Annotated in this window: 10 protein-coding genes; 3 read left to right on the top strand and 7 right to left on the bottom strand. The window is 73.8% G+C overall.

Going from position 1 to position 13,010, the window contains the following annotated elements:
* Positions 1–128 precede the first annotated feature (128 nt).
* Positions 129–779 carry an FMN-dependent NADH-azoreductase gene (locus KUM38_RS30195; RefSeq protein ID WP_217134003.1) on the top strand — a complete coding sequence of 217 codons (651 nt, stop codon included), beginning with the start codon at positions 129–131 and terminating at the stop codon, positions 777–779.
* A 22-nt stretch (positions 780–801) separates the two neighbouring features.
* On the opposite strand, the gene KUM38_RS30200 is transcribed toward KUM38_RS30195, so the two are convergent.
* The 4 genes from KUM38_RS30200 to KUM38_RS30215 form a co-directional block, all read right to left on the bottom strand.
* A complete protein-coding gene (locus KUM38_RS30200) occupies positions 802–1,461 on the bottom strand; it encodes a response regulator transcription factor (RefSeq protein WP_217134005.1) in 660 nt (219 codons plus the stop codon).
* Entirely contained in the window at positions 1,449–2,705 is a 1,257-nt protein-coding gene (locus KUM38_RS30205) for a sensor domain-containing protein (RefSeq protein ID WP_308409094.1), read from the bottom strand. The genes KUM38_RS30200 and KUM38_RS30205 overlap by 13 nt, the downstream gene beginning before the upstream one ends.
* 146 nt (positions 2,706–2,851) lie before the next feature.
* Positions 2,852–5,380, bottom strand: coding sequence for an FtsX-like permease family protein (locus tag KUM38_RS30210; protein WP_217134007.1), 2,529 nt, complete (start codon positions 5,378–5,380; stop codon positions 2,852–2,854).
* A 3-nt stretch (positions 5,381–5,383) separates the two neighbouring features.
* On the bottom strand, positions 5,384–6,148 hold the full coding sequence (locus KUM38_RS30215; RefSeq protein ID WP_217134009.1) for an ABC transporter ATP-binding protein: 765 nt from the start codon (positions 6,146–6,148) through the stop codon (positions 5,384–5,386).
* Positions 6,149–6,492: 344 nt separating this feature from the next.
* On the opposite strand from KUM38_RS30215, the gene KUM38_RS30220 reads away from it, so the two are divergent.
* Both KUM38_RS30220 and KUM38_RS30225 read left to right on the top strand, forming a co-directional pair.
* Positions 6,493–8,103, top strand: coding sequence for a VWA domain-containing protein (locus KUM38_RS30220; RefSeq protein ID WP_217134011.1), 1,611 nt, complete (start codon positions 6,493–6,495; stop codon positions 8,101–8,103).
* Positions 8,104–8,187: 84 nt separating this feature from the next.
* The gene (locus KUM38_RS30225; protein WP_217134012.1) at positions 8,188–10,104 is read left to right on the top strand and encodes a long-chain fatty acid--CoA ligase; all 1,917 of its coding nucleotides are present in this window, start codon (positions 8,188–8,190) and stop codon (positions 10,102–10,104) included.
* Here KUM38_RS30225 and KUM38_RS30230 read toward each other — a convergent pair.
* Genes KUM38_RS30230 through KUM38_RS30240 form a run of 3 tightly spaced genes read right to left on the bottom strand, consistent with a single transcriptional unit; the run spans position 10,046 to position 12,989 of the window.
* The gene (locus tag KUM38_RS30230; RefSeq protein ID WP_217134014.1) at positions 10,046–10,639 is read right to left on the bottom strand and encodes a DUF1990 family protein; all 594 of its coding nucleotides are present in this window, start codon (positions 10,637–10,639) and stop codon (positions 10,046–10,048) included. The two genes, KUM38_RS30225 and KUM38_RS30230, sit on opposite strands and share 59 nt — an antisense overlap.
* Positions 10,632–11,855: a cysteine desulfurase-like protein gene (locus KUM38_RS30235; protein ID WP_217134016.1), complete on the bottom strand. Its 1,224-nt coding sequence runs from the start codon at positions 11,853–11,855 to the stop codon at positions 10,632–10,634. The genes KUM38_RS30230 and KUM38_RS30235 overlap by 8 nt, the downstream gene beginning before the upstream one ends.
* A gap of 36 nt (positions 11,856–11,891) precedes the next feature.
* Positions 11,892–12,989, bottom strand: coding sequence for an AI-2E family transporter (locus KUM38_RS30240; RefSeq protein ID WP_217134019.1), 1,098 nt, complete (start codon positions 12,987–12,989; stop codon positions 11,892–11,894).
* Positions 12,990–13,010: the final 21 nt, after the last annotated feature.

Raw genomic sequence — 13,010 nt, forward strand, 5'->3', positions numbered from 1 at the left:
CCCCAGGGTACTACCCCTCTGCGAGGGGATGAAAAAAAGTAAGCAACTGTGTTATTCATAGTCGAGTACGAATTCTCAGCGGTGGCGTTCCGGCGCCCCCGCCCCCTCACTCATGGGAGAAACCCCCGATGGCCACCCTTCTGCACATCGATTCCTCCGTGTTCCCGGCGTCCGCCTCCGCGTCCCGCGCCGTGGCGGAGACCTTCCGCAAGGCGTGGGAGGAGCAGCACCCCGAGGGCACGGTGATCTACCGCGACCTCGCCACGAACCCCGTTCCGCACCTCACCGCCGACGCCCACACGGCGGGCTTCGCGGATCCCTCCGCGCACACTCCCGAGCAGGCCGCCGCCTTCGCCGGGCGCCTGAAGCTGATCGAGGAGTTCGAGCGGGCGGACGCACTGCTGATCGGCGCCCCGATGTACAACTTCACGATCCCCTCCACGCTCAAGGCATGGCTGGACAACGTGGCCCTGATGGGCCGCACCGCGGGCGAGAACCCCTCCGCCAAGGGCACCCCGGTCACCGTGATCGCCAGCCGCGGCGGCTCCTACGCGCCGGGCACCCCGCGCGAGGGCTACGAATACGTGCAGAACTATCTGCGGGCGGTGCTGGTCGACTTCCTCGGCCTCGACCTCGACTTCATCGTCCCGGAGCTGACCATGGCCCCGCACAACCCGGCGATGACCGAGCTGGTCCCGCTCTTCGAGAGCTCCCGCGAGCGCGCCCACCAGGACGCGACCGTCAAGGCCAAGACCCTCGCCGAGCGGCTGGCCGCGTGACCCGGCGGCGCCCGGCGCCGGTTCAGGTCCGGCGCCGGGCGTCGTCCAGGTAGTGCAGCACGGCCGCGACACGGCGGTCCGTGCGGTCGGTGGGCGCCAGATCGAGCTTGGCGAAGATGCTGCGGATGTGCTTGTGGACGGCGCCGTCGGTGACGACGAGCCGTTCGGCGATGGCCGCGTTGCCCAGCCCCTCGGCCATCAGCGCCAGCACGTCCCGTTCGCGCGGACTGAGCCGCTGCAACCGGGCGTCCGGCCGGCTGCGGGTGAGCAGCTGGGCCACGACCTCGGGATCGATGGCGGTGCCGCCCCGTGCCACCCGGTGCAGCGCGTCGAGGAACTCCTCGACCCGGCCGACCCGTTCCTTGAGCAGATAGCCGAGGCGGGCGCTGCCCTGGGCGAGCAGATCGGTGGCGAAGGCCTGCTCGACGTAGGCGGACAGGACGAGGACGGCCAGCTCGGGCCGGCGCCGCCGGGCCTCCACGGCCGCGGTGATCCCCTCGTCGGTGTGGGTGGGCGGCATCCGGACGTCGACGATGGCGACGTCCGGCTTCTCCGCGTCCACGGCGTCCAGGAAGGCGTCGGGGTTCTCGGCCGTGGCCACCACGTCCAGCGACTCGGCACGCAGCAGCAGTGCCAGCCCCTCGCGCAACAGGGCGTCGTCCTCGGCGATCACGATCCGCATGGCAGGGTCACCTTCAGGGTGGTGGGGCCGCCGGGAGGGCTGGCCAGTTCCAGTGTTCCGTCGTGCGCCTCGGTGCGTCGGCGGATGCCGGTGAGCCCGGACCCGTTCCGCTCGTCCGCGCCGCCCCGGCCGTCGTCGTGGATCTCCACGTACAGCCGGTCGTCCAAGCGGCGCACGACGACACCGGCGTCGTGGGCGCCGCTGTGCTTGGCGATGTTGCTGAGGGCCTCGGCGACCACGAAGTACGCCGTCGCCTCCACGGACGCCGCGCACCGGCCGGGGACGTCGGCGTCGACGCGGCAGGGCACCGGGCAGTCGGCCGCCAGGGCGGTGAGGGCGTCGGGCAGACTGCGGTCGGCGAGGACCGGCGGGAGGATGGAGCGGACGACCGCCCGCAGTTCGGCCAGCGCCTGTTCGGCGGCCTCCTGGGCGCGCTCGAGGACGGCCTCGGCCTCGGCGGGGTTCCGGGTCAGGGCGCGGCGGGCCGCGCCGAGCAGCACGGTGACCGCGACGATCCGGTTCTGCGTGCCGTCGTGCAACGCCCGCTCGACGCGGCGCAGTTCGGTGGCGTGGGCGTCGAGTGCGGCGGCCCTGGTGGCGGTGAGTTCGGCGACCCGCAGGACGAGGTCGGTCCCGGGGTCGGGGCTGAGCAGCCGCCGTCCGGGCCATGCCTGGAGCCGGGCGAGCCCGGGGGCGCAGAGCACGATGGCAACGACGAACAGCACGCCGAGGAAGGTGACGAACAGGGCGCCGGGCCAGTCGCGCACGGTCCACCAGCCCAGGGCCGCGGTGGCCTCGCTCTCCGGCAGGAAGCGCCAGTACAGCGGGAAGGTGATGTCGTGTGCCGCGTTCAGCGGCAGTGTCGCCCCGATCAGTCCGAGGAGCAGGCCGAAGAGCGCGTGCGTGCAGACCCAGCGCACCTCACGGCGTACGGCGCGGTCCGCGAGCACCGCCCGCAGCCCGGCCGGCGGCTCCGGCGGACCGATGATCTCGGGGCCCCACCGGGACAGCCTGGCCCGTTCCCGGTCGGCGACGGCCCGCACCGCGTGCAGCGCGGACGGCAGCAGCACCAGACCCACCCCGACCAGACAGGTCACCGCCGTCAGGAGCAGCCACAGCATCGCGAGCAGCGCCAGCAGGCCGGTGCCCATACCGCCGATGAGGTGTTCCAGAGCGTCCAGGGCGGACCGGGCACGGACCGACACGGCACGTGGACGCGTCGGCGTCGCCTCGTGAGTCACCACCGTTCGTACCTCCCAGGCGCGGAGGATAGAACACCCGGTTCCCGGCCCGCCGGGCCATCCGCCCAGTGGTACGCGGCCGGTGGCGCCGCGGGCCGCGCGCGGTACGCGGCCGGGCGCGCTCCGGGCCCGGGACCGGCGCGGCGTGCTCACTCGCGGACGCCGATGCCCTCGACCGGAGGGGTGCGCAGGAGCCGGCCGACGGGAAGCACCGTGGCGACGAGCGCCAGGACGACGGTGCCGCCGACCACGGTGGCCCACCCGGCGGCCGGAACGTGGGGCACGCGCTGCCCGGCCACGGCGTTGACGACCGAGGTGAGGGTGACGGCCGCGATCGCGCCGCCGATGACGAGCGCCACGCCCAGCAGACCGGCCTGTTCGGCGTGCACCATCCGCTTCACCTGACGGCGGGTGAGGCCGGCCAGGCGCAGCAGGGCGAGTTCCCGGGTCCGGGCCAGGGCGGCCATGACGAGCGTGTTGGCGGCGGCCAGGACCGCGTATCCGACCAGGACGGCGATGAGCAGCTTGTTCAGCCAGCCGCTGACGGCCAGGTCCTGGGCGATGTCGCCGGTGAGCCGGTCGGTGTCGACCACCGCGGCGGCCGGATATCGGCCGGCCAGGTCGGCCAGGGCGGCTCCGACGTCCGCGCCCGGTGCCGTGCGGACGAGCACCTGGTCGTCGAGTCCGGTGACGGTGTGCCCGGCGAGGGTCTTCGGGTGGAGGGTGACGTCGCCGAAGCCCCAGCCGCGTTCGTACAGCGCGACGACGCGCAGGGTGACGGGCGTGCCGTCGCCGAGCCACAGTCCGGCCCTGTCCCCGAGGTGCCAGCCGGCGGCGTCCGCCTGTGCGGTGGACACGGCCACGGTCCCCGCACGCAGTTCGGCGAGGCTGCCCGACCGGACCTCGAGGTCCATCGTCCGTTCCACCCCCTCGGGGTCGATGCCCTGGGCGACCACGGTTCGTGCCTCGAGTTCGCCCGGTACGACGACCGAGGTGCGGCGCACCCCGGTCGCGGCGAGCACGCCGGGGATGCGGCGGGCCTCCGCAGCGGCGGAGGCGGGCAGGCCGACGGCACCGGTCAGGGCGTGCTGGGCGAGGATGCCGTCGCGGCTCTGGACGACGGTCTGCCGCTGGAGGTTGTCCTGCAGGAACCAGACGGTGCCGCCGAAGCCGACGGAGAGCACCAGCGCGGTGAGGACGGCGACCGTGCCCCGCGCGTTGGCCCGCAGGTTCGCGGCGGCGAGGTAGCCGCTGTCGCCCCACACGGCCCGCAGCACGGGCCCGAGGAACCGGGCCGCGCCCTGGTTGATCCAGGGCGCGAGGAGCGCGACCCCGAGGACGAACGTGTAGAGCATGCCCATCGCGGCACCCAGCGCGGTCTGGCCGTCGGTGGCGCTGGTGAGGCCGGTCAGGGACACCGCGACGGCGAGGCACACCAGGCCGCTCACCACACGTGCCCTGCTGCCGGGGCCGCGCTCGACGGCCGCCTCCCCGAGCGCCTCGGTGGGCTTGATCCGGGTGACGCGCAGCGCGGCGATCCAGGCGGCCAGGAGTGCCACGGCGGCGACGGCCACGGTCACGGCCGCCGCGGACAGCACTCCGCCCCGGACGGTGAAACCGTCGGGCACGAACTCCCGGGACACCAGTTCGTCGCGGATGTACCGCGTGGCGAGCAGTCCGGCCGGGACGCCCACGGCGGCGGCGACCGCAGCGAGCAGGCCCACCTCCGCGAGGAGCATCCGCCGCACCTGGCCCGGGGTGGCCGCGACGGCGCGCAGCAGGGCGAGGTCGCGGCGCCGGTGCCGTACCGACAGGCCGACGGTCCCGGCGACGACGAAGACGATGATCATCGCGGCGTACCCGCCGAACGCGCCGCCGGCCTGGAGGGTGAAGGCCCGTGCGGCCGCGGCCTCGGGCTCCGCGGCCAGTCCGCGCCCGTCACCGGTGTACGTCGTCGCGTCGGCGCCGTCCGCCACCCGGCGCACCGCGGCGAGCACGGCGGAGCGGTCGGCGTCCGGTTCGGTGAGGACGCCGATGGCGTCGAAGCGGTCCGGGTGCGGATCGAGGCGGGCCGCTCGCGCGTCGGTGAAGAACAGTGCCGCCCGCTCCCCCGGCGCGCCGTCGGTCTCGACCACGCCGCTCACCCGGTATGGCCGGCTCTCTCCCCCGGTGATGACGTCCGTGGTGTCGCCGGGGCCGAGCCCGCGGCCGTCGGCGATCCGGGCGTCGACGGCGATCTCCCCGTCGGAGCGCGGCGGCGCACCGGCCACCAGCCGGTACGGGGCCAGGGCGGCGCTCGCCCAGCCGTGCCCCGTGACCGGCAGGTCCGGGGCCACCGTCGTGGTGACCGCGATCGCACGGTCGCCCACGGCGCGCGCCACCCCGGGCACCGCGGCCAGCTCGTCGGCCAACCCGGCGCGGACACCACCGCGTTCGGGGAGCGTGACGGTGGTGTACTCGGTCTCGCCGAACACCGTCGGCCCGGCCACCCGCAGGTCCCGGTCGGCGACGACGGCGGCCGTGGCGCCGTAACGCCGCGGCTCGCCCTGGTAGCGCCATCCGGACTCCACGAGCAGGGCGCAGGTCATCAGGACGGCGACGCCGGCGGCGAGCGCGACGAACGTGGCGGCGAAGCCGCCCTTGTGGAAGCGCACCATCCGCGCGGCCAGGTGGAGCACGGTTCAGCCCTCCCGGCTCGCGACGGGCTGCCGGCGGCCGAGCAGCGCCAGGTGTTCGGCGATCCGCTCGGCGCCGGGCTGCGGCATGTCCCGCACGATCCGCCCGTCGGCGAGGACCAGCACGCGGTCGGCGTAGGACGCGGCGACCGGGTCGTGGGTCACCATGACGACGGTCTGCCCGGTCCGGTCGACCGCCGACCGCAGCAGGGCGAGGACCTCGGCGGCGGTCCGGGTGTCCAGGGCTCCGGTGGGTTCGTCGCAGAAGATCACCTCGGGGCGGGTGACGAGTGCCCGGGCGATGGCGACGCGCTGCTGCTGGCCGCCGGAGAGCTGCGCGGGCCGGTGCCGCAGCCGGTCGCCGAGTCCGACCCGTCCGATCACCTCGGCCACCCAGGCCGGATCCGGCCGGTGGCCCGACAGCCGGGAGGGCAGCAGGATGTTCTGCTCCACGTTCAGCGCGCCCACCAGGTTGAACGCCTGGAAGACGAAACCGACCCGGCCGCGGCGCAGTTCGGTCAGGCGGCTCTCCGACATCGACGACAGGTCGGTGGCACCGATCCGCACCGTCCCCGAGTCCGGCCGGTCCAGTCCGGCCGCGCAGTGCAGCAGGGTGCTCTTGCCCGATCCGGACGGTCCCATCACGGCGGTCATCGTGCCGCGCGTGAACGCGGCGCTCACGTCGTCCAGCGCCACGACCGGCTGCTCACCGCCGTACGCCTTGTGCACATGGTCGAGGACGACGGCGACGTCGGCCGGGGTCGGTGACATGGTGGGGTGCCTTCCGGGCGTGGCTCGTTGTGGGACCTGAACGACGGTAGGAGACGCGGGGGCCGACGCCCATGCAGCCAGTGACCCGACCATGGTGGTGCAGGCACTACCACCGCCCGGCGGGCGACATCACGTTCGTACGCGCGCCGTTCGCCCTGGCCCGGCGCGGTTCCGGCGGCGAGGACGCGGGACCGCAGGTCAACGGAAGATCACCTACCGGTCTCGACGGGCCCTCTCCGTGTCGTCTTCGAGACTCACCTGCAACGCTCCGTACCGCACGTTCCGGCCCGCCGCGCCGTCACAGTCACTGAAGTCGGCGTCAACCAACCGAGGGGACACGGACGATGAAGTGGCACGGGACACGGCGGCCGGCCGGAGCGCTGCTCGCGCTCGCGGCGGCGAGCTGCCTGCTGGCCGGCGGCTGCGGCGCGGGGAGCGACGGCAACTCCAAGGCGAGCGACGCCTCCTACGACCGCGGGGGCGACGGATCGGTGCCGCTGCCCGCCCCCGACCGGGGCTCGGGAGGGCGGTACGACGGTGGACGGGACGAGGACGAGCAGGACTCCCGCGAGGTCGCCCCCGATCCCGACCACCTGTCGACCTTCGCGCTGGACGTCGACACCGCCTCGTACGACTATGCCCGCCGCACCCTCGCGGAGGGCCGGCTGCCCGATCCGTCGGCCGTCCGCCCCGAGGAGTTCGTCAACAGCTTCCGGCAGGACTACGAGCGTCCCGGCGGCGACGGTTTCACGGTCACCGTGGACGGCGCCCGCACCGGCGAGGAGGACTGGTCGCTGGTCCGGGTGGGCCTGGCCACCCGGGCCGCCGAGCCGGACGGTGAACGTCCGCCGGCCGCCCTCACGTTCGTCGTCGACATCTCGGGGTCGATGGCGGAACCGGGCCGCCTCGACCTCGCCCAGGATTCCCTCGCGACCATGACGGACCGACTGCGCGACGACGACTCGGTGGCCATCGTCACCTTCAGCGACGAGGCCGAGACCGTCCTGCCGATGACCCGGCTCGACGGCGACCGGGACGAGGTCCACGACGCCATCGACAGCCTGGAGCCGACCGACTCCACCAACCTCGGCGCCGGTGTGGAGACCGGGTACGAGACCGCCGTCGAGGGGCTGCGCGAGGGCGCGACCAACCGGGTCGTGCTCGTCTCCGACGCGCTCGCGAACACCGGTGACACGGACGCCGACGCGATCCTCGAACGCATCGCGGAGTCCCGCCGCGAGCACGGCATCACCCTGTTCGGCGTCGGTGTCGGCAGCGACTACGGCGACGCACTCATGGAGCGGCTCGCCGACAAGGGCGACGGCCACACGGTGTACGTGTCCGACGAGGAGGACGCCCGCGAGGTGTTCTGCGAGCAGCTGCCCCGCCACATCGAGCTGACGGCCCGTGACGCCAAGGCGCAGGTCGCCTTCGACCCGGAGACGGTCGCCGAGTTCCGGCTCGTCGGCTACGACAACCGGCGGGTCGCCGACGAGGACTTCCGTGACGACCGGGTGGACGGCGGCGAGGTCGGGCCCGGCCACACCGTGACCGCCCTGTACGCCGTGCGCACCCTCCCCCACTCTCGACTTCGCTCGAGCGGGGGGACCCCCATCGGTGCCGAGGGCCACCTCGCCACGGCGACCGTGCGCTGGCTCGACCCCGACAGCCGCACCCCGCACGAGGAGACGGGCGACCTGGAGGCCGACGGTCTCGTCGACTCCGTGTGGAGCGCGCGGCGCGGTCTGACGGTCACCGCGACCGCGGCTTACTTCGCCGACGCCCTGCGTGCGTACGGCCACCGCCACAGCGCGCTGCCGGGCGCCCCCGGTCTCGGCGAACTCTCCGAGCGGGCCGGTGACCTGGCGGACCGGACGGAGGACGAGGACGTCCGCGAGCTGGCGAAGGCGATCCGCGCGGCGAGCCGACTGGACCGACCCCTGCCCATTGACTGATTCTTACGCGCGGGTAAGTTGACTCCGGAGTAAGTAAGTACGGCAGCACCAGCACGAGAGCATCAGCCGCGACCGGGAGCCGTCATGGGCGTACGCAGGGATCTGAAACGGGCGATACGACGCACGGGTCCGACCAGCCGGACCGGAGCCGAGACCGTCAGGGACGAGCACGGCGTCGTGCGTGAGGCCCGTACGGCGGCCCTGGCCCCGCGGCGGACCACCGGCAGCACGGCCGACATCCCGTTCACCAACGCGGCCGAGGCCCCCGACGCGGTGGTGCTGCGGCGCGAGGAGCACGGCGCCTGGCGCCCGGTGACGGCGGCGGCCTTCGCCCAGGAGGTCACCGCCGTGGCCAAGGGGCTGATCGCCGCCGGGCTGGAACCGGGCGACCGGGTCGCCGTGATGTCCCGCACCCGCTACGAGTGGACGGTCCTGGACTTCGCGGTCTGGTCCGCCGGCGGCCGGACCGTGCCGGTCTACCCCACCTCCTCCGCGGAGCAGGTGGGGTGGATCGTCCGTGACTCCGGCGCCCGGTACGTCGTCACGGAGACCGCGCAGAACACGGCCGCCGTCACCACCGGCACCGCCGCCCACCCGCGACCCCCGCACGTGTGGGAACTGGAGACGGACGCCCTCGCCGGACTCACCGCACTCGGCCGGGACGTCCCCGACGAGGAGGTCACCGAGCGCCGTACCGCCCTGACCCCCGACAGCGTCGCGACCGTCTGCTACACCTCCGGCACCACCGGACGCCCCAAGGGCTGCGTCCTCACCCACGCCAACCTGTACGCCGAGGCCGCCAACACGGTCGAGCTGCTGCACCCCGTCTTCAAGGAGGTCACGGACCAGACCGCCTCGACCCTGCTCTTCCTCCCGCTCGCCCACATCCTCGGCCGCACCATCCAGATCGCCTGCCTGCTCGCCCGCATCGAGATCGGCCACTTCCCGAGCATCAAACCGGACGAACTCCGGCCCGCCCTCAAGTCGTTCCGCCCGACGTTCCTGGTCGGCGTGCCCTACCTCTTCGAGAAGATCCACGACACCGGCCGGGCCACCGCCGAGAAGATCGGCCGCGGCGCCTCCTTCGAACGCGCCCACCGTGTCGCCGTCCGCTTCGGCGAGGCCCACCTCGACAGGTTCCTGGGCCGCGGCAAGGGCCCCGGCCCCGGGCTGTACGCCGCCTGGGCCCTGTACGACCTGCTGGTCTACCGCCGGGTCCGCAAGGAACTCGGCGGCCGGACGCGCTACGCCATCAGCGGCGGCTCCCCGCTGGAACGGGACCTCAACCTCTTCTTCTACGCGGCCGGGATCATGATCTACGAGGGCTACGGCCTGACCGAGACCACCGCCGCCGCCACCATCGTCCCGCCGCTGGGCCCCCGCCCCGGCACGGTCGGACTCCCGGTCCCCGGCACCGCGGTCCGCATCGCCGACGACGGCGAGGTGCGGATCAAGGGCGGCATCGTCTTCGGGTCGTACTGGAACGACCCGGCCGCCACCGACGAGGCGCTCGACGACGGCTGGTTCACCACCGGCGACCTCGGCTCGCTGGACGAGGACGGCTATCTGACCATCACCGGCCGCAAGAAGGACATCCTCGTCACCTCCGGCGGCAAGAACGTCTCCCCGGCCGTCCTGGAGGACCGGCTGCGCAGCCGCCCGCCCGTCGGCCAGTGCCTCGTCGTCGGCGACAACCGCCCCTTCGTGGCCGCGCTGATCACCCTCGACCCCGAGACGGTCGCCCACTGGCTGGCGGTCCGCGGGCTGCCCGCCGGCACCCCGATGTCCGAGGTCGTCCGCGACCCGCGGATGCGCGCCGACGTGCAGAAGGCCGTCGACTACGCCAACGAGGCCGTCTCCCGCGCGGAGTCCATCCGCGCCTTCACCCTGATCGAGGGCGAGTTCACCGAGGAGAACGGACTGCTGACCCCCTCGATGAAGGTCAAACGGCGGGCGGCGCAGGAGGCCTACGCGGACGAGATCGCGGCCCTGTACTCCTGACCCCCGTGTCCCGCAGGGCACGGAGGTAGCGCCCGCGGACGTGGAGCTGCGCCAGCAGGAGAACGGGGAAGAGCGGGCGCCAGGGGCCCGCCGGCGCCGCCCGGGTCAGGGAACGCAGGGTCAGCAGGACCCGGCCGTCACCGTCCCGGTGCACGATGAAGGCCTCTTCCCCGCTGACCGGGTGGCCCCGGCGGGTGCCGTAGGCGAAACCGCACCGGTCCCCGGTCTCCACCACGGCGACGACCTCGACCGGTTCCCGGACGACGCACCGGCCGAGGCCCGCCGTGACGGTGTACCGTCCGCGCTCGCGCGCGCCGAGGCCGCCCCCGTCGGCCGGGGCGACGGCGAAGCCGCTGCGCCGTTTGACCTCCCACCGCAGCACCGCCTCCCTGGCGGCGGTCCAGACGTCTTCTCCCCGTCCGATCGTCACGGTCCTCTCGAACCGGCGGAACCCGGGCGGGGACGCGGACCAGAGCGGGACCCGCGGGGCGGTGGCACCGCGGGGGCCGTAGGTGAGACCGCCGTCGTCACCCACGTGCGTCCGCCCTCCGCTCCAGGAAGGCGGACAGGCCCGTCAGCAGCCGGTCGACGTCCTCGCCGCTGGTGTACGGGGCCAGTCCGACACGGAGGCCGCCGGTGTCGCCGAGGCCGAGGCGGCGGGACGCCTCCAGCGCGTAGAAGCTGCCGGAGGGCGCGTGGACGCCGCGTCCGGCGAGGAAGCGGTAGGCGTCCTCGGTGCGGTGGCCGTCGAGGGTGAGCAGCAGGGTCGGGGTGCGCCGGGCCGCGCGGGAGTGGACGGTGACCTGCTCCAGGGCCGCCAGCCCCTGCTCCAGCCGGTCGCGCAGGACGCCCTCGTGTTCCTCGATCCCCTCGAACGCCGCGGCGAGCCGTTCCCGGCGGCTGCCGCCCCGCTCGGCGGCCAGCCCGGCCAGGAAGTCGACCGCCGCACGGGTACCCGCGAGGAACTCGTAGGGCAACGTGCCGAGTTCGAAGCGCTCGGGCACCGCGTCCGTGGAGGGCAGCAGTTTGTCCGGGCGCAGTGTCTCCAGGAGCTCGGGTCGGGCGGCCAGGACGCCGTGGTGGGGGCCGAGGAACTTGTACGGGGAGCAGACGAAGAAGTCCGCGCCGAGCGCCTCGACGTCGACCGGGGCGTGTGCGGCGTAGTGCACGCCGTCGACGTACAGCAGGGCGCCCGCCTCGTGCGTGATCCGCGCGATCTCGGCGACCGGGGGCATCGTGCCGATCAGGTTGGAGGCCGCGGTGACGGCCACCAGCCGGGTGCGCCCGGAGAGTTGGGCGCGGATGTCGTCGGCGGTCAGTTCGCCGGTGGCCGGGTCGAAGTCCGCCCGGCGGACGGTGCAGCCGGTCCGCTCGGCCGCCTGCGTCCAGGGGCGGATGTTGGCGTCGTGGTCCAGCGTGGTGACGACCACCTCGTCGCCCGGTGACCAGGTGTCGGCGAGGGTGCGGGAGAAGTCGTAGGTGAGCTGGGTGGCGCTGCGGCCGAAGACGACGCCCGCCGGGTCGGCGCCCAGGAGGTCGGCCATGGCGCGCCGGGCCTCGACGACGACGGTCTCGGCGTTGCGCTCGCCGGGCAGTCCGTCGCCGCGGATCGAGAGCGGCCGGGACAGCGCGGCGGCGATCGCCTCGATGACGGGCAGCGGCGTCTGGGTGCCGCCGGGGCCGTCGAAGTGCGCGGTGCCGGCGGCCAGCGCGGGCACCTGGGCGCGCAGTGCGGTGAGGTCGTACGTCACGTGAGGCCTCCTGTCGATGGGGTGTGGGGGTGCCGGTCAGGCGGACGAGCCGTCGGCCCGCGGTGCGAGCGGTGGGTCGGAGAGCTGCTCGCGCAGATAGTTCCAGACGACCGCGATCAGGGCGGCGACCGGTACGGCGAGCAGGCTGCCGACGATGCCGGTCAGACTGCCGCCGAGCGTCACCGCCAGCAGGACGACCGCCGCGTGCAGTCCGAGACCGCGGCTCTGGATCATGGGCTGGAGCACATTGCCCTCGAGCTGCTGCACCACGACGATGATGGCCAGCACGATGAGCGCGTCCGACAGGCCGTTGGAGACCAGCGCGATCAGCACCGCGACGAAGCCGGCGAACAGGGCGCCCACGATGGGCACGAACGCGGACACGAAGGTCAGCACCGCCAGCGGCAGCACCAGGGGGACGTCGAGGATCCACAGGCCCAGGCCGATCAGTACGGCGTCGATCAGGCCGACGAGCGCCTGGGAACGCACGAACGAGCCCAGGGTGAGCCAGCACCGCTCGGCCACGGCCGGGACGTCGGTGGCGAGCCGCCCGGGGAGCTGCCGGCCGAGCCACGGCAGGAAGCGCGGGCCGTCCTTGAGGAAGAAGAACATCAGGAAGAGCGCCAGTACGGCCGTGACCACACCGCTGAAAATGGTGCTCACGCCCGTGACGGCGGTGGTGGCGATGGCACCGGCGCTGTCCTGGATGCGAGCGGTCGCGGTGTCGAAGGCACCGGCGATCTGGGCGTCGTCGATGTTCAGCGGCGGCCCGGCGGCCCATTCGCGCAGCCTCTCGACGCCCTCGACGACACCGTCGGCCAGCTCGCCGGACTCCGACGCCACAGGCACCGCGATCAGCGCCACGGTGCCCGCGGCCACCAGCAGGAACAGCACGGTCACCAGGGCCGCGGCGAACGCCGGGGGCAGACCGTGACGGCGCAGGAAACGGGTCGGGGGCCAGGTGAGCGTGGTGAGGAGGAGTGCGACTATCAGCGGCCAGGCCACCGACCACATCCGGCCCAGGACCCACAGCACCGCCGCCGACGCCACCAGGACCAGCAGCAGCTCACCGGAGACACGAGCCGACGTACGCAGCGCGGCGCGGGTTCTCCCCGCGTTCAACGTGGCAGACATGGAGGCACCTTATGGGGCCCG

The sequence above is a fragment of the Streptomyces sp. AC558_RSS880 genome (assembly GCF_019049255.1).
Lineage (GTDB): Bacteria > Actinomycetota > Actinomycetes > Streptomycetales > Streptomycetaceae > Streptomyces.

Excerpts from the sequence above, each read along its gene's own strand:
- KUM38_RS30200 (WP_217134005.1), bottom strand. The coding sequence starts at position 1,461 with ATGCGGATCGTGATCGCCGAGGACGACGCCCTGTTGCGCGAGGGGCTG.
- KUM38_RS30220 (WP_217134011.1), top strand. The coding sequence starts at position 6,493 with ATGAAGTGGCACGGGACACGGCGGCCGGCCGGAGCGCTGCTCGCGCTC.
- KUM38_RS30195 (WP_217134003.1), top strand. The coding sequence starts at position 129 with ATGGCCACCCTTCTGCACATCGATTCCTCCGTGTTCCCGGCGTCCGCC.
- KUM38_RS30240 (WP_217134019.1), bottom strand. The coding sequence starts at position 12,989 with ATGTCTGCCACGTTGAACGCGGGGAGAACCCGCGCCGCGCTGCGTACG.
- KUM38_RS30215 (WP_217134009.1), bottom strand. The coding sequence starts at position 6,148 with ATGTCACCGACCCCGGCCGACGTCGCCGTCGTCCTCGACCATGTGCAC.
- KUM38_RS30225 (WP_217134012.1), top strand. The coding sequence starts at position 8,188 with ATGGGCGTACGCAGGGATCTGAAACGGGCGATACGACGCACGGGTCCG.